At 72.8% G+C, this 19796-nt stretch carries 15 protein-coding genes; 7 read left to right on the forward strand and 8 right to left on the reverse strand.

Annotated features, from left to right (window positions below):
* Positions 1–130: 130 nt before the first annotated feature.
* Positions 131–1039: a LysR family transcriptional regulator gene (locus tag ACWFQ8_RS30890; protein WP_453789594.1), complete on the reverse strand. Its 909-nt coding sequence runs from the start codon at positions 1037–1039 to the stop codon at positions 131–133.
* Between the two features lie 100 nt (positions 1040–1139).
* Here ACWFQ8_RS30890 and ACWFQ8_RS30895 point away from each other — a divergent pair, with 100 nt between their 5' ends.
* The 3 genes from ACWFQ8_RS30895 (at position 1140) to ACWFQ8_RS30905 (ending at position 6033) form a co-directional block, all read left to right on the forward strand.
* A complete protein-coding gene (locus ACWFQ8_RS30895; RefSeq protein WP_453789595.1) occupies positions 1140–2072 on the forward strand; it encodes an EamA family transporter in 933 nt (310 codons plus the stop codon).
* A gap of 236 nt (positions 2073–2308) precedes the next feature.
* Positions 2309–4561 carry an SF1B family DNA helicase RecD2 gene (gene recD2 / locus ACWFQ8_RS30900; protein ID WP_453789596.1) on the forward strand — a complete coding sequence of 751 codons (2253 nt, stop codon included), beginning with the start codon at positions 2309–2311 and terminating at the stop codon, positions 4559–4561.
* 182 nt (positions 4562–4743) lie between these two features.
* Positions 4744–6033 carry a citrate synthase gene (locus ACWFQ8_RS30905; RefSeq protein ID WP_453789597.1) on the forward strand — a complete coding sequence of 430 codons (1290 nt, stop codon included), beginning with the start codon at positions 4744–4746 and terminating at the stop codon, positions 6031–6033.
* Between the two features lie 347 nt (positions 6034–6380).
* On the opposite strand, the gene ACWFQ8_RS30910 is transcribed toward ACWFQ8_RS30905, so the two are convergent.
* From ACWFQ8_RS30910 to ACWFQ8_RS30930, 5 genes are all read right to left on the reverse strand, one after another.
* Positions 6381–8636: a heavy metal translocating P-type ATPase gene (locus ACWFQ8_RS30910; RefSeq protein WP_453789598.1), complete on the reverse strand. Its 2256-nt coding sequence runs from the start codon at positions 8634–8636 to the stop codon at positions 6381–6383.
* Positions 8637–8772: 136 nt separating this feature from the next.
* A complete protein-coding gene (locus ACWFQ8_RS30915; RefSeq protein ID WP_453789599.1) occupies positions 8773–9006 on the reverse strand; it encodes a heavy-metal-associated domain-containing protein in 234 nt (77 codons plus the stop codon).
* A gap of 198 nt (positions 9007–9204) precedes the next feature.
* Positions 9205–9405, reverse strand: a complete 201-nt coding sequence (locus tag ACWFQ8_RS30920) for a helix-turn-helix transcriptional regulator (protein WP_030710687.1) — start codon at positions 9403–9405, stop codon at positions 9205–9207.
* A gap of 243 nt (positions 9406–9648) precedes the next feature.
* Complete coding sequence (locus ACWFQ8_RS30925) at positions 9649–10659, reverse strand: Gfo/Idh/MocA family protein (RefSeq protein WP_453789600.1); 1011 nt, start codon at positions 10657–10659, stop codon at positions 9649–9651.
* 20 nt (positions 10660–10679) lie between these two features.
* Positions 10680–11594, reverse strand: coding sequence for a sugar phosphate isomerase/epimerase family protein (locus ACWFQ8_RS30930; protein WP_453789601.1), 915 nt, complete (start codon positions 11592–11594; stop codon positions 10680–10682).
* Between the two features lie 103 nt (positions 11595–11697).
* Here ACWFQ8_RS30930 and iolC point away from each other — a divergent pair, with 103 nt between their 5' ends.
* From iolC to ACWFQ8_RS30950, 4 genes are read left to right on the forward strand one after another with little or no spacing between them, the layout of a single operon-like run.
* Entirely contained in the window at positions 11698–12621 is a 924-nt protein-coding gene (gene iolC / locus ACWFQ8_RS30935) for a 5-dehydro-2-deoxygluconokinase (RefSeq protein ID WP_453789614.1), read from the forward strand.
* Between the two features lie 7 nt (positions 12622–12628).
* The gene (gene iolB / locus ACWFQ8_RS30940; RefSeq protein WP_453789615.1) at positions 12629–13531 is read left to right on the forward strand and encodes a 5-deoxy-glucuronate isomerase; all 903 of its coding nucleotides are present in this window, start codon (positions 12629–12631) and stop codon (positions 13529–13531) included.
* A complete protein-coding gene (gene iolD, locus ACWFQ8_RS30945) occupies positions 13528–15396 on the forward strand; it encodes a 3D-(3,5/4)-trihydroxycyclohexane-1,2-dione acylhydrolase (decyclizing) (protein ID WP_453789602.1) in 1869 nt (622 codons plus the stop codon). The genes iolB and iolD overlap by 4 nt, the downstream gene beginning before the upstream one ends.
* An 11-nt stretch (positions 15397–15407) precedes the next feature.
* Complete coding sequence (locus tag ACWFQ8_RS30950; protein ID WP_453789603.1) at positions 15408–16907, forward strand: CoA-acylating methylmalonate-semialdehyde dehydrogenase; 1500 nt, start codon at positions 15408–15410, stop codon at positions 16905–16907.
* 133 nt (positions 16908–17040) lie between these two features.
* On the opposite strand, the gene ACWFQ8_RS30955 is transcribed toward ACWFQ8_RS30950, so the two are convergent.
* Together ACWFQ8_RS30955 and ACWFQ8_RS30960 are read right to left on the reverse strand one after the other, a co-directional pair.
* Positions 17041–18153, reverse strand: a complete 1113-nt coding sequence (locus ACWFQ8_RS30955) for a WxL protein peptidoglycan domain-containing protein (protein WP_453789604.1) — start codon at positions 18151–18153, stop codon at positions 17041–17043.
* Positions 18154–18290: 137 nt separating this feature from the next.
* Positions 18291–19586, reverse strand: a complete 1296-nt coding sequence (locus ACWFQ8_RS30960; protein WP_453789605.1) for a hypothetical protein — start codon at positions 19584–19586, stop codon at positions 18291–18293.
* Positions 19587–19796 lie beyond the last annotated feature (210 nt).

Below are 19796 nucleotides of genomic sequence, written 5' to 3' on the forward strand. Positions count from 1 at the left end.
GGCCGGGGGGCGCTCGGCGCCCCCGCCCCCGGGGGGGCCCCCGCCCCGGCGTGGGCGCCGGGGCTGCTGTGCCGCGGCGGGCGCCCGTCCCGGCGCGGGCGCCCAGGTGGCGGTGCCCCCGGACGGAGGCCTACGCGGCCGCGGCGGCGGCCCAGTGCTCCTGGAGCGTGCGGACGGCCTCGGTGATCGCCGGCCGGCGGGCGGCGCCGGTCCGCCACAGGGCGTACAACCGGCGTACGGGACCCGGCTCCAGCGGCACCGCCACCGCTCCCGGCGGCAGCCCGCCCGTGCCCAGCCGCGGGACGACGGCCACCCCGAGCCCGGCCGCGACCAGGGCGACGATGGTGTGGTTCTCCTCCGCGACGTGCGCGATGTCCGGTTCGAGTCCGGCCGTGCGCAGGGTCCGTACCAGCCAGTCGTGGCAGACCCGCCCCGGCGGCTGGCAGACCCAGCGCTGCCCGCCCAGATCCGCTCGCCGGACGACCCGGCCGTCGGTGAAGGGGTGCCCGGCGGGCACCACCAGATCGCACAGGTCGTCGCCGATCACCGCCTGCTCGATCCCTTCGGGCGCGGGCAGCGGGGCGATGTCCCAGTCGTGCGCCACGGCCAGGTCGGTGACCCCCCGCGCCACCAGGTCCACCGACAGGTGCGGGTCCACCTCCGTCAGGCGCACGTCCAGCGCGGGGTGCCGCCGGGCCAGGTCGGCCAGCACCCCCGGCAGCAGTCCGCGCGCCGCCGAGGCGAAGGCGGCTACCGTCAGCAGCCCGCTCGGCCGCCCGCGCCGCTCCTCCAGCGTGGTCTCGGCACGTTCCACGATCGCCAGCAACTGCTGGGCCGTGTCGGCCAGATGGCGGGCCTCCTCGGTGAGCGCCACCCCCCGCCCGCGCCGCTCCAGCAGCGTCGTGCGGGTCTCCCGCTCCAACTTGGAGATCTGCTGCGAGACCGCGGAGGGGGTGTACCCGAGGGCGGCCGCCGCGCCCGCGACCGAGCCGTGGACGGAGACGGCGTGCAGGGCGCGGAGCCGGGAGAGATCGAGCATGCCTCCATCGTGGCATCAGAAGAATGCGTAAGCAATGCTTCATTCAACTCGCAAGAGATCCGAGCTGGTGCTACATGATCGGGGGGTCGATGCTCGGAGCATGCGTCCCGTACACACCGCACTCGCCGTGCTCGTCGCCGCCGTCTGGGGCTTCAACTTCGTGGTCATCGAGATAGGCCTCGACCACTTTCCGCCGCTGCTCCTGTCGGCGCTGCGCTTCCTCGTCGCCGCCCTGCCCGCGGTGTTCCTCGTCGGGCGGCCCAAGGTGGCCTGGAAGTGGATCGTCGCGGTCGGAGTCGCCCTCGGCATCGCCAAGTTCGGCCTGCTCTTCACGGGCATGGACGCCGGGATGCCGGCCGGGCTGTCCTCGCTCGTGCTCCAGGCGCAGGCCGTCTTCACCGCCGTCCTCGCCGCCTTCGTCCTGCGGGAACGGCCGGGCCGGGTGCGGGTGATCGGCATGGCCGTCGCGCTCGCCGGGATCGCCGTGGCCGCCGCCGACGGGGGTGCCTCGGGGCCGGTGCTCGGCTTCGCGCTCGTGGTCGCGGCCGCCGTCTGCTGGGGGGTCTCCAACGTCCTGACGCGCAAGGCCGCCCCGCCCGACGCGCTGAACTTCATGGTGTGGGTCTGCGTGGTCCCGGTGCTCCCGCTGGCCGCCCTGTCCCTGCTGCTGGAGGGGCCGGAGCGGGACCTGGCCGCGCTGCGGGCCCTGGACTGGTCGGGGGTGGCCGTCATCGGGTACGTCGCCTGGGTGTCCACCGTCTTCGGTTTCGGCGCGTGGGGCTACCTGCTGCGGCGCTACCCGGCCTCCTCGGTGGCGCCCTTCTCGCTGCTGGTGCCCGTGTTCGGGATGTCCTCGGCGGCCCTGGTCCTGGGGGAGCCGGTCTCCGGGACCCGCTGGGTCGCGGCGGTGCTGCTGGTCGGCGGGGTGGCGCTGACCTCACTGTCCCGCCCGCCCGGTGCGCGTACGGCCCGGCGCGGGCACCTGAAACGCCGCTTCTGTGCCGATTCACCGGCACCTCGGACCGGAGTTTGATAACGGAAGGGCAAAGCTGCGCGGACGCGTGCAACCCTCCGCGCGAATCGCGGGTCGTATGGTGCGTCGGTACTTCCGGGAGGGGATCTGGGGGGATCGGGAAGTCCGACGTGGGAGGGGTAACCGTGAGGGGGTCCGGCCGCGAGGCCTGACCCCCTTCTGGTTCTCCCGGCCGTCTGCCGGGCGTTGTCCCCAGGGGCCGACGCGCTGTCCGAGCCGGGCGGTAGCTTCGGTCCATGGCAACGGACGGGGCGCGGACTGTGCAACTGGCGGTGGTCGAGGGCGTGCTCGAACGCATCACCTACGCCGACGAGGAGAGCGGCTACACGGTCGCCCGCGTCGACACCGGGCGCGGCGCCGGTGACCTCCTCACGGTCGTCGGCTCCCTGCTGGGGGCCCAACCCGGTGAATCGCTGCGCATGGAGGGCCGCTGGGGCTCCCACCCGCAGTACGGGAAGCAGTTCGCGGTGGAGAACTACCGCACCGTCCTGCCCGCCACCATCCAGGGCATCCGCCGTTACCTCGGCTCCGGCCTGATCAAGGGCATCGGCCCGAGGATCGCCGATCGGATCGTCGAGCACTTCGGCACCGACACCCTGGACGTCATCGAGGGGGAGCCCGAGCGGCTCGTCGAGGTGCCCGGCCTCGGCCCCAAGCGGACGAAGCTGATCGGCGCCGCCTGGGAGGAGCAGAAGGCCATCAAGGAGGTCATGGTCTTCCTCCAGGGTGTCGGTGTCTCCACCTCCATCGCCGTCCGCATCTACAAGAAGTACGCCGACGCCTCCATCTCGGTGGTGCGCAACCAGCCCTACCGGCTCGCCGCCGACGTGTGGGGCATCGGCTTCCTCACCGCCGACCGCATCGCCCAGGCCGTCGGCATCCCGCACGACAGCCCCGAACGGGTCAAGGCGGGCCTCCAGTACGCCCTCTCGCAATCCACCGACCAGGGCCACTGCTTCCTGCCCGAGGACCGGCTCATCGCAGACGGCGTCAAACTCCTCCAGGTGGACACCGGGCTGGTCATCGACTGCCTGGCCGAGCTCGCCGCCGATCCGGAAGGGGTCGTACGGGAGCCCGTGCCGGACCCGCAGGGCGGACCGGACCCGCTGACCGCCGTGTACCTGGTGCCCTTCCACCGCGCCGAGCTGTCCCTGGTCGGCCAGGTGCGCCGGCTCCTGCACACCGAGGAGGACCGGATGCCCGGCTTCCGGGACGTGGACTGGGACAAGGCGCTGGGCTGGCTCGCGGGACGCACCGGCGCCACCCTCGCCCCCGAGCAGCGGGACGCGGTCCGCCTCGCGCTGACCCGCCGGGTCGCCGTCCTCACCGGCGGCCCGGGCTGCGGCAAGTCCTTCACCGTCCGCTCGATCGTCGAACTGGCCCGGGCCAAGAAGGCCAAGGTGGTGCTCGCCGCTCCCACCGGCCGGGCCGCGAAGCGGCTGTCCGAGCTCACCGGGGCCGAGGCCTCCACGGTCCACCGGCTGCTGGAACTGAAGCCGGGCGGGGACGCGGCGTACGACCGGGAGCGGCCGTTGGACGCGGACCTGGTGGTGGTTGACGAGGCGTCCATGCTGGACCTGCTTCTGGCCAACAAGCTCGTCAAGGCGGTGGCCCCCGGAGCCCACCTGCTCCTGGTGGGGGACGTGGACCAGCTGCCGTCGGTCGGGGCCGGGGAGGTGCTGCGGGACCTGCTGGCCGAGGACGGCCCGGTGCCCGCCGTCCGGCTGACCCGGATCTTCAGGCAGGCCCAGCAGTCGGGCGTGGTCTCCAACGCCCACCGGATCAACACCGGACGGCCGCCGCTCACCGACGGCCTGCCGGACTTCTTCCTCTTCCCGGAGGAGGACACCGAGGCCGCCGGAGTGCTGGCCGTGGATGTGGCGGCCCGACGGATTCCGGCCAGATTCGGCCTCGACCCGCGCCGCGACATCCAGGTGCTCGCCCCCATGCACCGGGGCCCGGCCGGCGCGGGGAACCTCAACGGGCTGCTCCAGCAGGCGATCACCCCCGCGCGGCCGAACCTGCCGGAGAAGCGGTTCGGCGGCCGGGTCTTCCGGGTCGGCGACAAGGTGACCCAGATCCGGAACAACTACGAGAAGGGGGCCAACGGCGTCTTCAACGGCACGGTGGGCGTGGTCACCGGCCTGGACCTGGACGAACAGCGCCTGACGGTACGGACGGAGGAGGACGAGGAGGTCGGTTACGAGTTCGCCGAACTGGACGAGCTCGCCCACGCCTACGCCGTCACCATCCACCGCTCCCAGGGGAGCGAATATCCCGCGGTGGTGATCCCGATCACCACGGGCGCTTGGATGATGCTCCAGCGGAACCTGCTCTACACGGCGGTGACCAGGGCGAAGAAACTGGTCGTCCTGGTCGGGTCACGCAAGGCCCTGGCGCAGGCGGTGCGTACGGTTTCCGCAGGCAGGAGGTACACGGCGGTGGCGGCGAGGCTGTCCGGCCGGATACCGGTGGGAAACATCACCTAAATGATCGATCATTTGGGGTTCCACCACCGGTGCGGAGGGGGCAGGATGAGCAGCTTGGCGGCACTCAGTGCCGTCAGGAGCGCCGAAGGCCGACCCCGAGTGCACTCTCCTGCGCCAAATGGGGGAAGGTAGAGGCAGTCAGGGCACCTCGAAGAAGAGGCACTACGTCGGTGAGGGATGACGTGAGCGACAACTCTGTAGTACTCCGGTACGCGGACGGTGAATACACCTACCCGGTGGTCGAGAGCACCGTCGGTGACCAGGGCTTCGACATCTCGAAGCTGAGGGCCCAGACCGGGCTCGTCACTCTGGACAGCGGCTACGGCAACACCGCGGCGTACAAGTCCGCGATTACCTACCTCGACGGTGAGCAGGGCATCCTGCGCTACCGCGGCTACCCGATCGAGCAGCTGGCCGAGCGTTCGACCTTCATCGAGGTCGCGTACCTGCTGATCAACGGTGAGCTGCCGACCGTCGACCAGCTCGCGTCGTTCCGCAACGAGATCACCCAGCACACGCTGCTGCACGAGGACGTGAAGCGCTTCTACGACGGCTTCCCGCGCGACGCGCACCCGATGGCGATGCTGTCCTCCGTGGTCAGCGCGCTGTCGACGTTCTACCAGGACAGCCACAACCCGTTCGACGAGAAGCAGCGCCACCTCTCGACGATCCGCCTGCTGGCCAAGCTGCCGACGATCGCGGCCTACGCGTACAAGAAGTCGGTCGGCCACCCGGTGGTCTACCCGCGCAACGACCTCGGCTACGTCGAGAACTTCCTGCGCATGACCTTCTCCGTGCCGGCCCAGGAGTACGACCTGGACCCGGTCGTGGTCTCGGCGCTCGACAAGCTGCTGATCCTGCACGCGGACCACGAGCAGAACTGCTCGACCTCCACCGTGCGCCTGGTCGGCTCCTCGCAGGCGAACATGTTCGCCTCGATCTCCGCCGGCATCTCGGCTCTGTGGGGCCCGCTGCACGGTGGCGCCAACCAGTCCGTCCTGGAGATGCTGGAAGGCATCAAGCAGGACGGCGGCGACGTCGACGCCTTCATCCGCAAGGTGAAGAACAAGGAGGACGGTGTCCGCCTGATGGGCTTCGGGCACCGCGTCTACAAGAGCTTCGACCCCCGGGCGAAGATCATCAAGGCGGCGGCGCACGACGTCCTCTCGGCGCTCGGCAAGAGCGACGAGCTGCTGGACATCGCGCTCAAGCTGGAAGAGCACGCGCTGGCCGACTCGTACTTCGTCGAGCGCAACCTCTACCCGAACGTGGACTTCTACACCGGTCTGATCTACCGGGCCATGGGCTTCCCGACCGAGATGTTCACCGTGCTCTTCGCGCTCGGCCGGCTTCCCGGCTGGATCGCCCAGTGGCACGAGATGATCAAGGAGCCCGGCTCCCGCATCGGCCGTCCGCGTCAGATCTACACCGGCGAGGTCCTGCGCGACTTCGTCCCGGTCGAGGCCCGCTGACCCGAGGCTCCAGGCGTACGAAAAGCGCCCCGCCGTCGATCCCCCCACGGGTCGACGGTCGGGGCGCTTTCCTTTCCCCGGAACGGATTCCCCCCACGGGACCCGAGCCGGGGTGTCGGTGTGTGCCGGGACCCGTTTTCGGGTCGGGAGGGCCGCTCAAGGCTTCCCGCGGGCACGTGTCCCGGCCGGCCGGGGCCGCGGACGTCCCCCAGGACCTCCGTACACGTCCCCCAAGACGTTCCTGGCACGCCCCATTAGACCCACGACGACCCCGGATGGTTACGTCGCCGTCACTGTGATCTGCGTCTCCCGTGAAGGAAGTGTGTGGGCCCTGCGGAGGAGATCCACTAGCGGAACGTGCGCAGCCGGAGGCTGTTGCTCACCACGAAGACGGAGGAGAAGGCCATCGCGGCCCCCGCGATCATCGGGTTGAGCAGGCCGGCGGCCGCCAGCGGCAGGGCCGCCATGTTGTAGCCGAAGGCCCAGAAGAGGTTTCCCCTGATGGTCGCCAGGGTCCGGCGGGAGAGCCGGATCGCGTCCGCCGCCACCCGCAGGTCGCCCCGTACCAGGGTCAGGTCGCCGGCCTCGATGGCCGCGTCGGTGCCGGTTCCCATCGCCAGGCCCAGGTCGGCCTGAGCCAGTGCGGCCGCGTCGTTGACCCCGTCGCCCACCATGGCGACCGTACGGCCCTCGGCCTGCAGCCGGCGCACCACGTCCACCTTGTCCTGCGGGAGCACCTCCGCGATCACCTCGTCGATGCCCACCTCGCGGGCCACCGTCCTCGCGACGGCCTCGTTGTCGCCGGTCAGCAGGACCGGGGTCAGGCCAAGGGCCCGCAGCCGGGCGACCGCCTCGGCGCTGGTCGTCTTGACCGCGTCGGCCACCGTCAGGACCCCGCGCGCCGCGCCGTCCCAGGCCACCAGGACGGCCGTGGAACCGGCGGCCTCGGCGGCCGCCTTGGCCCGCACCAGGGCGGCCGGCAGGGCGATCGACCGTTCGGCCAGCAGCTGCTCGCGGCCCACCAGGACCGCGTGCCCGTCGACCACGCCCCGCACGCCCAGCCCGGCGAGGTTCTCGAAGCCCTCCGGGACCGGCAGGGTGCCGGCCCGCTCGGCCGCGCCGGCGGCCACGGCTCGGGCGATCGGGTGCTCCGAAGCGTGCTCCAGGGACCCGGCCAGGCGCAGCAGTTCGACCTCGTCGGTGCCCTCGGCGGGGAAGATGCCGGCCAGGGTCATCCGGCCGGTGGTGACGGTCCCGGTCTTGTCCAGGACGACGGTGTCCACCCGGCGGGTGGACTCCAGCACCTCGGGCCCCTTGATCAGGATGCCGAGCTGCGCGCCCCGGCCGGTGCCGACCATGAGCGCGGTCGGGGTGGCGAGGCCCAGGGCGCACGGGCAGGCGATGATCAGCACGGCCACGGCGGCGGTGAAGGCGGCCGTGGGGTCGTCGGTGATCAGCAGCCAGGTGATCCAGGTGCCGAGCGCCAGGACCAGGACGACGGGGACGAACACGGCGGAGATGCGGTCGGCGAGGCGCTGCACCTCGGCCTTGCCGCTCTGTGCGTCCTCGACCGCCCTGGCCATCCGCGCGAGCTGGGTGTCGGCGCCGATCCGGGTCGCCTCGACGACCAGCCGCCCGGAGGTGTTGACGGTGGCGCCGGTCACGGTGTCGCCCGCGGAGACCTCGACCGGGACCGATTCGCCGGTCAGCATCGAGGCGTCGACGGCGGAGGCGCCCTGGACCACCCTGCCGTCGGTGGCGATCTTCTCGCCGGGGCGGACGACGAACCGGTCGCCGACCGCGAGAGCGCCCACCGGGACGCGGACCTCCCGGCCGCCGCGCAGCACGGCGACGTCCTTGGCGCCCAGGTGCAGCAGGGCCTTGAGGGCCGCGCCCGCCTTCCGCTTCGAGCGGGCCTCCAGGTAGCGGCCGAGCAGGATGAAGGCGACGACCCCGGCGGCGACCTCCAGGTAGAGGGCGGAGGAGGCGTCCGTGCGGGAGACGGTGAGGTCGAAGCCGTGCCGCATGCCGGGCATGCCCGCATGGCCGAAGAACAGGGCCCACAGCGACCAGGTGAAGGCCGCCAGGGTGCCGACGGAGACCAGGGTGTCCATGGTGGCGGCGCCGTGCCGGGCGTTGGTCCAGGCGGCCCGGTGGAAGGGGAGCGCGCCCCAGACGACGACGGGGGAGGCGAGGGTGAGGGAGAGCCACTGCCAGTTGTCGAACTGGAGGGCCGGGACCATCGCGAGCAGCACGACGGGCAGGGCCAGGACGGCGGAGACCAGCAGGCGCTGACGCAGGGCGGCCAGTTCCGGGTCGGGGGCCCCGGCCTGCTCCTGCTCCTCGCCGGGGGCCGCCGGGGCCGGCGGCGCGGGCTCCTCGGCGGTGTAACCGGTCTTGACGACGGTCGCGATCAGGTCGGCGACCTGGACGTCGCCGCCGTAGGAGACGTGGGCCTTCTCGGTGGCGTAGTTCACCGTGGCCTGGACGCCGTCCATCCGGTTGAGCTTCTTCTCGATGCGGGCCGCGCAGGAGGCGCACGTCATCCCGCCGATCGACAGCTCGACCGCCGTTATGGGTCCGTCGTGCACTGTGCTGGTCATGTTCCGGCTCCAGGGGGAGGGCCGGGCCGTACGGAACCAGTATGAGCTGGCCGGTACGGCCCGGCGGGGTGCTGCGGGGTGCTGCGAGGTGGTGTGGGGTGTGCGGCGCGGTGTCGCGGCGGGTCCGGGCCGTCGCTCAGGCGCGGCCGGCGAACTCGTACCCGGCCTCGTCCACGGCGGCGCGGACGTCCTCGTCGGCGAGCGGGGCGGCGGAGACCACGGTGACCTCGCCGGTGGCGGCGACGGCCTTGACCGAGCTGACGCCCGGCAGGGCGGTGAGCTCGGTGGTCACCGCGCCCTCGCAGTGCCCACAGGTCATGCCGGTCACCCGGTAGACGGTGGTGGTCCGGGTGTCCGTCTCGGCGGTCATGTCGTTCTCCTCTTCGGGGGCGGGTGCGGTCGCCGAGGAGTGATGGATCGCTCCATCGTGCTCCCGACCTTCCCAGACTATACCCCTAGGGGGTATGGATGCGAGGGAGGAGCGCTTCCTGTTCCGCCTGCCGGCGCGTCGGGTCGGTCCGCGCGCCGGGGTCGGTCCGGGGGCGACGTCGGTCCGGGCGGCGGTCGGTCAGTCCTCGCGGCGGCCCCGGTTGCCGGGGCGGCGGGCCACCCAGGCCCGGACGGTGTCGGCGTACCAGTAGGGCTTGCCGCCCTCCACGTGGTCGGGCGGGGGCAACAACCCGTGCTTGCGGTACGAGCGCACGGTGTCCGGCTGCACCCGGATGTGGGCGGCGATCTCCTTGTACGACCACAGTTGTCGGTCGCTCATGCACAACACCTCCTGGTCCACGCCGCCGGGCCGGCCGGGAGGCCGTCGGGGGAGCCGGCGCGTGGACAGTGACGATCACTCGGGTTGTGCCCGGGGAACGACGCGCGGTGGAGGCAGGGGAGGGGCTGTCGACCGCCTGTGACGGAAAACCCGCGTAACGCGGACATGTGTGACATGCGGGCGACCCTTGTGACGGAGGCGACACAAGGGTCGTGCGGTGCGGCAGCCGAACGGAGCCGCGGGTCAGCGGTAGAGCGCCGGGCGCTCCACCAGCTCCACGACGGTCCGTACGCCGCTGCGCGCGGCCGCCAGGCCCGCCTCGGACACGGCCGCCGCCGCGTAGCCGTCCCACGCGTCGGGCCCGGCCACCCGGCCCCGCGCGGCCGCGGCCACCCAGCGCCGCAGCTGCCGGTCGTAGGCGTCCGCGAAGCGCACCGTGTAGTCCTGGGCGATCTCCCCGCCCCACCGGCCCCCGGACTGCACCACCATCGCGTGTCCGTCACCGATGGAGGCGGTGCCGGACTCTCCGACGGCCTCGCACCGCACCTGGTAGCCGAAACCGCAGTTGACGAAGATCTCCACGTCCACGACGGCCCCGCCGGAGGTCTCCAGCAGCACCAGCCGGGGGTCCCGCAGCCCCTGCGGCGCCGCCGAGGACGGACCGGGGGACAGGACGGACACCGCCGTGACCTCCTGGCCCAGCAGCCAGCGGGCCGCGTCCACCTCGTGCACCACGGAGTCGCTGATCAGCATGTCGCTCGTGAAGAAGGACGGCGAGGCCGCGTTGCGGTGCCGGCAGTGCAGGAACAGCGGCCGCCCGATCCCGCCCGCGTCCAGCAGCTCCTTCAACCGCTCGTACTCCGCGTCGTGGCGCCGCATGAACCCCACCTGCACCAGGCGCCGCCCCAGTCGCTGCTCGGCCTCCATGACGCGCAGCGCCCCCGCCGGATCCGGGGTCAACGGCTTCTCGCACAGCACCGGCAGCTCCCGTTCCAGGGCGCGCAGGACCGCCTCCTCGTGGGCGGGTCCGGGGGAGGCGATCAGTACGGCCTCCACGCCGGGCGCGGCTATCGCCGCCGCCGGGTCGGTGTGCGCGCTCGCGCCGTCCAGGGCGGCCGCGACCTCCTTGACCCGGTCCCCGTCCGGGTCGGCCACCGCCACCACCCGGGCCCCGCCGACGGTCCGGCCGATCCTGCGGACGTGGTCCGCGCCCATCTTCCCGGTGCCGATGACGGCGATGCCGAGCGTGCTCATGTCGTGTTCCTCCCGGAGGGTCAGCTGGCGCCGCAGGAGCGCAGGTAGTCGCGGGTGCGGCGGGCGATGGGCAGCGGCCGGTCGGGCGGGCAGGGGTACATGTCCTGCTCGACGATGGCGAAGAGGTCCACGCCGAGCCGCTGGGCGGCCGCCAGTACCGGCTCCAGCGCCGGTACGCCCGACGGCGGCTCGCACATCACCCCGCGCCCCACGGCGGGCCCGAAGGGCACGTGCCCGGCGACGACTTCGGCCAGGATCCGCGGGTCCACCTGCTTCAAGTGGAGGTATCCGATCCGCTCGGCGAAGGTCTCGATCGCCCGGACGCTGTCCCCGCCGCAGTACGCGTAGTGCCCGGTGTCCAGGCAGAGGGAGACGAGAGCGGGATCGGTGGCGTCCAGGAAGCGGGCCACGTTCTCCGGGGTGTCGATGTGCGTGTCCGCGTGCGGGTGGACGACGATCCGCAGCCCGTACCGGTCCTGGACCTCCCGACCCAGGCGCTCGGTCTGGGCGGCCAGTTCGCGCCACTGGCCCGGAGTGAGGGTGCGGTCCTCCAGGACCTCGCCGGTCTTGTCGTCCCGCCAGAAGGAGGGGATGACCACGAGGTGCTCCGCGCCCATGTCCCGGGTGAGCGCCGCGATCCGCGACACGTGCTCCCAGGTCGCCTCCCACACGGCGGGCCCGTGATGGAGTCCGGTGAAGACCGTTCCGGCCGACACCCGCAGCCCGCGCGCGACCGTCTCCTCCGCGAGGCGGGCGGGATCGGTGGGCAGATAGCCGTAGGGGCCGAGCTCGATCCACTCGTACCCGGCGTCCGCGACCTCGTCGAGGAAGCGTTCCCAGGGCGTCTGCCGGGGATCATCGGGGAACCAGACCCCCCAGGAGTCCGGAGCCGAACCGATGCGGATACGGGTCAACGCGGGCGGGGAGGACGTCATAGCGGCCACCTTAGGACGCGGCGGGGAACGCGGCAGGGAACGCGGCAAAGAACTGGGAGGACTGACTGTGACCGGCGACCCGATCACCTTCGACCTGATCACCATGGGGCGGATCGGGGTGGATCTCTACCCGCTGACGACCGGCGTATCGCTGGCCGAGGCGGACACCTTCGGCAAGTTCCTGGGCGGATCCCCGGCCAACGTGGCCGTCGCGGCGGCCCGCCTGGGCCGGCGGGTGGCGATCGTCACCCGGACCGGGGCGGACCCCTTCGGCGCGTACCTGCGGACGGAACTGCGGAGATTCGGCGTGGACGACCGGTGGGCCGGCGAGATCCAGGGCCTGGCGACCCCCCTCACCTTCTGCGAGATCTTCCCGCCGGACCGCTTCCCGCTGTACTTCTACCGGCAGCCCAAAGCACCGGACCTGGAGATCGCGGCCGAGGAGGTGGACCTGGACGCCGTACGGGCCGCGCGGGTGTTCTGGATGACGGGGACCGGGCTCAGCGAGGAGCCGAGCCGGACGGCCACCCTGACGGCCCTGGAGGCCCGCGCGAAGTCCGGCACGACGGTCTTCGACCTGGACTGGCGGCCCATGCTGTGGCGGGAGGAACCCGGCCCGTACTACGAACGGGCGCTGAGGCGGGCCACCGTGGCGGTGGGGAACACGCTGGAGTGCGAGATCGCCACGGGCCAGTCGGAGCCGTACGCGGCGGCGCGCGCCCTGCTCGCCGCCGGGGTGGAGCTGGCCGTGGTCAAGCGGGGCCCCCAGGGCGTGCTGGCGGTCCACCGGGACGGAACGGTGGCCGAGGTCCCGCCGGTGCCGGTGGACGTGGTCAACGGGCTGGGCGCGGGCGACGCCTTCGGCGGTGCGCTGTGCCACGGGCTGCTCGCCGGCTGGGACCTGGAGCGGGTGACGCGGTACGCGAACGCCGCCGGGGCCATCGTCGCCTCGCGGCTGGCGTGCTCCTCGGCGATGCCGTTCCCCCACGAGGTGGAGGAGGTGCTCGACCGTGCCGGTGGTGTGTGAGCGGGAGATGGAGTGGACGCGGCTGGTCGTCCTGGACCTGGCCCCCGGGGAGGTGTACGCCCACCCGTGCGGGGAGGCCGAATGGATCGTGCTCCCCTTGTCGGGCAGCTGCCGGGTCCGCTGCCGCGGCTCCGCCCCGGACCCGGCCGAGGGGGCCCGTCCGGCCTCGCCGGCGGCGGCGCGGGGTCCGGTGCGGAGCCCCGGCAGCGGACCGGAGGTCTTCGAACTGCACGGGCGCACGGGGGTGTTCGACGCCGTCACCGACTTCGCGTACGTGCCGCGCGACGCCCACGTCGAGGTCGAGGCGACGGCCGGCGGGCGCTTCGCCCTCGTCGGCGCCCGCTGCACCACCCGGCTACCGGCCCGGTACGGCCCCGCCGGCACCGTCCCGGTGGAGCTCCGCGGCGCGGCCGCCTGCTCCCGCCAGGTCAACAACTTCGCCGCGGCCGACGCCTTCCCCTGCGACCGCCTGATCGCCGTCGAGGTCCTCACCCCCGGCGGCAACTGGTCCTCGTACCCGCCCCACAAGCACGACGAGCACCACCCCGGCGAGGAGTCCCGGCTGGAGGAGATCTACTACTTCGAGATCGCCCCGCACGGGGACACCCCCGGCGTGGGCTACCAGCGGGTGACGCCCTCGCCCGCCGGGAAGACCGACATCCTCACCGAAGTGCGCACCGGGGACGCCGTGCTCATCCCCGACGGCTGGCACGGGCCCTCGATCGCCGCCCCCGGGCACGACATGTACTACCTGAACGTGATGGCCGGACCTCCGGGCGAGCCCCGGGAGTGGCTGATCCGCGACCATCCCGACCACCGCTGGATCCGGGACGGCTGGGACGGGCAGGACATCGACCCCCGGCTGCCCTTCCCCCGACTGCCCCTCCACCGGGCGGAGACACCCCGATGAGACTCACCGTCGCGCAGGCCCTCGTGCGCTTCCTCGCCCGCCAGTACACCGAGCGGGACGGGCACCGGCACCGGCTGATCGCCGCCACCTGGGGGATCTTCGGGCACGGCAACGTCGCCGGGATCGGGCAGGCGCTCCTGGAGAGCGGTCCGGCGGCCATGCCCTTCCTCCAGGGCCGCAACGAGCAGGCCATGGTGCACGCAGCCGTCGGCTACGCCCGGCAGAGCGGACGCCTCTCCGCCCACGCCGTCACCACCTCCATCGGACCCGGCGCCACCAACCTCGTCACCGGCGCGGCCCTGGCCACCGTCAACCGCATCCCGGTGCTCCTGCTGCCCGGGGACACCTTCGCGACCCGCCCCGCCGACCCCGTGCTCCAGCAGCTGGAGGTCCCGTACGCGGGAGACCTCTCCGTCAACGACACCCTGCGGCCCGTCTCCCGCTACTTCGACCGGATCACCCGCCCCGAGGCCCTGATCCCGGCCGCGCTCCAGGCGGTGCGGGTGCTCACCGACCCCGTGCAGACCGGCGCCGTCACCCTCGCGCTGCCGCAGGACACGCAGGCGCAGGCCTACGACTGGCCCGAGGAGTTCTTCGCCGAGCGGGTCTGGCGCGTCCGCCGGCCCCGGCCCGACCGCGCCGAGCTCACCGAGGCCGCCGCCGCGGTACGCGCCGCCGCCCGGCCCCTGGTCGTGGCCGGCGGCGGGGTCCGGCACAGCGGGGCGCAGGCGGCGCTGGCCGCCTTCGCGGAGGCCACCGGTATCCCGGTGGCCGTCACGCAGGCGGGCAAGGGCGCCCTGCCGCACGGGCACCCCGCGGAGGTGGGCGGGATCGGGCACACGGGCACGGCCACCGCCGACGCGCTGGCCCGCGAGGCCGACCTCGTCATCGCCGCCGGGACCCGGCTGACCGACTTCACCACCGCCTCGGGGACCCTCTTCCAGCACCCCGGAGTCCGCTTCGTCGGCCTCAACCTCGACCCGTACGACGCTCACAAGCTGGCGGCCCTGCCCCTGGTCGCCGACGCGCGGGAAGGCCTGGACGAGCTCCGGGAGGCGGTTGCCGGCCACCGCGTGGAGCCCGCCTACGAGGCCGCGTACGGGCGCGCCCGGCGGAGCTGGGACAGCCTCGTCGACCGGGCCTGGGCCGCCCCGGACGAGGACGCCGTCCCCACCCAGGCCCAGGTGCTCGGGCTGCTCGACGGCCTCGTGGACGACACGGACGTCCTGATCAACGCCGCCGGCTCCCTCCCCGGCGACCTGCACAAGCTCTGGCGGGCCCGGTCGCAGGACCAGTACCACGTCGAGTACGGCTACTCCTGCATGGGCTACGAGATCCCGGCCGCGATCGGGGTGGCGCTGGCCGCACCCGGCCGCCCGGTGTGGGCACTGGTCGGCGACGGGACGTACCTGATGAACCCGACCGAGATCGTCACCGCCGTGCAGGAGCGCCTCCCGATCAAGGTGGTGATCGTCGACAACCGCGGCTACGCCTCCATCGGCGGCCTGTCGGAGGCGGTGGGCGGCGAGGGCTTCGGCACCGCGTACCGCTTCCGGGCGCCCGACGGCTCGTACACCGCGGACCCCCTGCCGGTGGACCTCGCGGCCAACGCCGCCTCCCTCGGGATGGCGGTGATCCGCACCCGCACCATCGGTGACCTGCGGAAAGCCCTCGCCCAGGCGCGGGTGGCGGACCGTCCCACATGTGTCTACGCACAGACCCGAACACCCGACACTGTGTCGGGCCCACCCCCGGCACAGGCGTGGTGGGATGTTCCTGTGGCCGAGACCGCGACCCGCGAGGCGGCGGCCGAGGCCCGTGAAGAGTACGACCGGCAAGCCGCGCAGCGACGTCGCCATCTGTGAAGGAGCAAGGCATGAAGACCGTCAACCACTGGATCGGTGGCACGACCGTCGAGGGCGCGTCGGGCAACTACGGCCCGGTCACCGACCCGGCCACCGGCGAGGTCACCACCCGGGTCGCCCTGGCGTCGGCCGAGGAGGTCGACGCGGCGGTACGGGTCGCCCGTGAGGCGTTCCTGTCCTGGGGCCAGTCCTCGCTGGCCGCCCGCACCAAGGTGCTGTTCGCCTACCGCGCCCTGCTGGACGCCAACCGCGACGCCATCGCCGAGCTGATCACCGCCGAGCACGGCAAGGTCCACTCGGACGCGCTGGGCGAGGTCGCACGCGGCCTGGAGATCGTCGAGCTGGCCTGCGGGATCACCACGCAGCTCAAGGGCGAGCTGTCGACCTCCGTCTCCAGCCGGGTCGACGTCTCCTCCATCCGCCAGCCGCTGGGCGTGGTCGCGGGCATCACCCCCTTCAACTTCCCGGCGATGGTCCCGATGTGGATGTTCCCGCTGGCCGTGGCCTGCGGGAACACCTTCATCCTCAAGCCCAGCGAGAAGGACCCCTCGGCCGCCAACAAGCTGGCCGAGCTCATGACCGAGGCCGGTCTGCCGGCGGGCGTGCTGAACGTCGTCCACGGCGACAAGGTCGCGGTCGACGCGCTGCTCGCCCACCCCGACGTCGCGGCCGTCTCCTTCGTGGGCTCCACCCCGATCGCCCGCCACATCCACACCACGGCCTCCGCCAACGGCAAGCGGGTGCAGGCGCTGGGCGGAGCCAAGAACCACATGCTCGTGCTGCCCGACGCCGACCTGGACGCCGCCGCCGACGCGGCCGTCTCGGCCGCCTACGGTTCGGCCGGCGAGCGCTGCATGGCGATCTCCGCCGTCGTGGCCGTCGGCTCGATCGCCGACACCCTCGTCGAGAAGATCCGCGAGCGCGCCGAGAAGATCAAGGTCGGCCCCGGCAACGACCCCACCTCCGAGATGGGCCCGCTGATCACGGCCGCCCACCGCGACAAGGTCGCCTCGTACGTGAAGGGCGCGGCCGCCCAGGGCGCCGACGTGGTCCTGGACGGCACCGGCTACACGGTCGAGGGCAACGAGGAAGGCCACTGGATCGGCCTGTCCCTGCTCGACCACGTGAAGACCGACTCCGACGCCTACCGCGACGAGATCTTCGGGCCGGTGCTGTGCGTCCTGCGCACCGAGACCTACGAGGAGGGCGTGGCGCTCATCAACGCCTCGCCGTTCGGCAACGGCACCGCGATCTTCACCCGTGACGGCGGCGCCGCCCGCCGCTTCCAGCTGGAGATCGAGGCCGGCATGGTCGGCGTCAACGTGCCGATCCCGGTGCCGGTGGGCTACCACTCCTTCGGTGGCTGGAAGGACTCGCTCTTCGGTGACCACCACGTCTACGGCAACGACGGCATCCACTTCTACACGCGCGGCAAGGTCGTCACCACCCGCTGGCCGGACCCCTCGGACGCTCCGGCGGGCGTGGACCTCGGCTTCCCGCGCAACCACTGACACCGGCCGGCGGCCCGTCGGGCCCACGGCGTACGGGCCGCACGTACGGGCCGCACGCACGGGCCGCGGCGCGCCGACCGCGGACCCCCGGCCACCCCGCGCCGGCCGGGGGTGCCCGCTGTCCTCCCCGCGGTCAGCGGGTCGCGGCCAGGTACGGCTGCGGCTCCGGCAGGCCCGTGTCGCGGGAGCGGCGCCGGCGGCGTACGGCCCGGAGCGCCAGACCCGCGCCCGCCAGGACCAGGACGGCTCCCGCCGCAGGCCACGGGACGGCGAGGAAGCCGGTCCCCGACGCCGAGCGCAGGTCCGGGTGCGCGGCGGCCCCGGCCACGACCTCGACATCGACCCAGTCCAACTGCGGAGCGTCCAGCCACGGTTCGGTCAGCTCGACGCGCTGGCCCGGCAACAGCACCGGCTTCGACTCGCGCGCCGGGCGGTCCAGCACCGCGCGACCGAAGAGGCCTTCGGCGGAGAACGCCACCCGGGGCTCGACGGCCACGTTGCCCCGGTTCACCAGCGTGTACGAGAGCGTGGCGCGGGCCTCCCCGACCCACGGCAGCAGCGGGGCCGACCGGTTCACCCGGACGTCCTCCACGCTCAGCCCCGGGGTGACGGGCCCCGGTACGCGGAAGTACAGCCGGGCGCCCACCGAGCGCTTCACCCCGACCTTGACCTTGCCCTCCTGCTGGACCCCCTCCACGGCGGTGTTGAGGGCGACGATCCCGCCGACGTGGTCGCCGGGCGTCGCGTCCGCCGGCACCTTCACGGTGAACGGCACGTCCTTGCGGCCCTTGGCCGGCACGGTGACCGTGGACGCGGTCTCCGGCGGCAGCGCGATCCAGGCGCCGACGTCCTGGGGCTCGGTCTCCACCGGCAGCAGAGCGAAGGCGCCGCCGGACGGGGTGTTCACGGCATCGGTCGCGAAGACCTGGAACGTCAACTCGGTGTCCGAGGAGTTCAGGATCGTCACGCTGTCGTCGACGGTGGTACCGGCCGCGCCCTGGTGGAAGAAGTACGCGCGGTCACTCATCGCCGCACCGGCCGGCGGCGTCGGGAAGACCCCCCAGGTGCCGTTGTCCGCCGCCCGCGCGGGCCCGGCGCCGGCGAGCAGCAGCCCGAGCAGCCCGAGCAGCCAGGGCAGCCCGCGCAGCCAGGGCAGTGCGGCGCGGTCGACCAGCAGCCCGGAGCGGGGGGCGCGGGCGCGGGGGGCGCGGCGACGGGAGCGGGGCGCGTGGGTGCGGGTACGCATGGGCGGGTCTCCAGTCGGGGCGGACGGCGAAGGGTGGTGCGGCGCCGGGGCGCCGCACCACCCGGGACGGAGCGGTGCTGTGCGGGTGGTGCCGTACGGGTGATACTGGGCCGGAGGTGCCGTACGGGTCGGGCGGGTCAGGCGATGGAGAAGGTGACCACCGACCGGTAGCTGTCGGCGAACATGAACGGCGGAAGCTGGATCATCCCCGCGCCGCCGACCGCGAACTCACCGCCGGTCAGTTCCTCCCCGCCGGCCGCCTGCGAGGCGACCTTCATGGGGGTGGCGGAGATCGCGCCGGGCGCACCGGTGGTGCAGGTGCTGGGGCTGTCCGCGTTGGTCACGGTGCAGGTCGGCTGGATCCCGATCTGCGCCTTGGCCATCGTGTGTCCGGTGGTCTCGTTCAGGAACGGCGTACGGGTCGCCGTGACGTCCCAGCCGAGGGTGCCGCCGCGGAAGTCCTGGACGGACATGGCGGTGAACTGGCCGACGACCGACTGCGGCTTGCCGTTGATGGTCACCTTGCCGAAGTTGACCGCCGGGTTGCCGGCCTGCGGGCCGATGGCCAGCGCACCGGGGAGCACGTCGACGTCGATCGGGTTCTGCACGCCCGGCTGGTCCTCGATCCAGACGAAGTCCTTGTAGGGCAGGACGGAGCCGTCGATCCTGATCTGGTCGGCCTTCTTGTCGACGGTGACCTCACAGGTCGCCACGCCCGCGGCGGTCGCCGAGCCGGTGCCGGAGTTGCCGGTCGGGGCGCCCGCGAGGAGCGCGGAGCAGGTGACCGGACCGGCCGGGAAATTCGCGCCGGTGACGGTGACCTTCGTGCCCGCCTTGCCGCTGTTGGGCGCGAGCTTGGTGGTGACCGGGTCCTTGGGCAGGGCCTCGACGGCGACCGATCCGACGGAGCCGCTCGGGCGCGGGTCCGGCGTACAGGTCGTGGTGTAGACGGTGCCGCCGATGTCGGCATCCGTGATCACCTGGTCGATCGTGATGTGGACGGTCCGGCCTTCGGTGCCGTCCGGGATCTTGACCGTCCCGTCGAACTTCGGCGGGTCGGCCTTCTCGCCCGCCTTCTGCTGGCTCGGCACGGCCGGGCTGGTGACGGTCTGGGGGACGCCGTCGACGAGCAGCTTGGCCTTGGTCGTGTTGACGGTCTCGATCGTGAACATCGGCACGATCGGGGTCAGGCCCGGGTCGATGGAGATCGGCACGGTGTCCCCGGCCTTCGCACCGTCCGGGAGGGTGATCGTGTAGTCCTGGTTGCCCTCGGCGTCCGGCTGGGGAGCCGGGGCGTCGCACTTCACGTGGACCGGCGTGGTCTTGGTCGCGGCCTGCGCGGCCCCCGACAGGCCCAACACGCCACCCGTCAGGGCCAGGGAGAGGGCTCCCGCCCCGGCCAGCACTCTTCGTCCGAGCGTTTTCGTACTCACTGGGTCGCGACTCCTTCGTCATGACGAACCCTCCCCCCACCCGCTGTGTGGGGGAGGTCGAGCCGGTGCGGTGGCCGATATTGACGCGTCGCGGTGATGAGAAGTCAATGGCTTGCTTTCGCCCGAAGCACACAGACATTGATGTCCCATCAGGCCGGGTCCGGTGGAGGGGCCGGTTCCGGCCGGGGGCGGTGCGGGCTGCGGCGTGGT

It is taken from the genome of Streptomyces sp. NPDC055254 (assembly GCF_053606025.1).

Bases quoted from the DNA above. Each gene is read 5' to 3' on its own strand.
- ACWFQ8_RS30890 (WP_453789594.1), bottom strand. From the start codon at position 1,039: ATGCTCGATCTCTCCCGGCTCCGCGCCCTGCACGCCGTCTCCGTCCAC.
- ACWFQ8_RS30895 (WP_453789595.1), top strand. From the start codon at position 1,140: ATGCGTCCCGTACACACCGCACTCGCCGTGCTCGTCGCCGCCGTCTGG.
- recD2 (WP_453789596.1), top strand. From the start codon at position 2,309: ATGGCAACGGACGGGGCGCGGACTGTGCAACTGGCGGTGGTCGAGGGC.
- ACWFQ8_RS30910 (WP_453789598.1), bottom strand. From the start codon at position 8,636: ATGACCAGCACAGTGCACGACGGACCCATAACGGCGGTCGAGCTGTCG.
- ACWFQ8_RS30915 (WP_453789599.1), bottom strand. From the start codon at position 9,006: ATGACCGCCGAGACGGACACCCGGACCACCACCGTCTACCGGGTGACC.
- ACWFQ8_RS30920 (WP_030710687.1), bottom strand. From the start codon at position 9,405: ATGAGCGACCGACAACTGTGGTCGTACAAGGAGATCGCCGCCCACATC.
- ACWFQ8_RS30925 (WP_453789600.1), bottom strand. From the start codon at position 10,659: ATGAGCACGCTCGGCATCGCCGTCATCGGCACCGGGAAGATGGGCGCG.
- ACWFQ8_RS30930 (WP_453789601.1), bottom strand. From the start codon at position 11,594: ATGACGTCCTCCCCGCCCGCGTTGACCCGTATCCGCATCGGTTCGGCT.
- iolC (WP_453789614.1), top strand. From the start codon at position 11,698: ATGGGGCGGATCGGGGTGGATCTCTACCCGCTGACGACCGGCGTATCG.
- iolB (WP_453789615.1), top strand. From the start codon at position 12,629: ATGGAGTGGACGCGGCTGGTCGTCCTGGACCTGGCCCCCGGGGAGGTG.
- iolD (WP_453789602.1), top strand. From the start codon at position 13,528: ATGAGACTCACCGTCGCGCAGGCCCTCGTGCGCTTCCTCGCCCGCCAG.
- ACWFQ8_RS30950 (WP_453789603.1), top strand. From the start codon at position 15,408: ATGAAGACCGTCAACCACTGGATCGGTGGCACGACCGTCGAGGGCGCG.
- ACWFQ8_RS30955 (WP_453789604.1), bottom strand. From the start codon at position 18,153: ATGCGTACCCGCACCCACGCGCCCCGCTCCCGTCGCCGCGCCCCCCGC.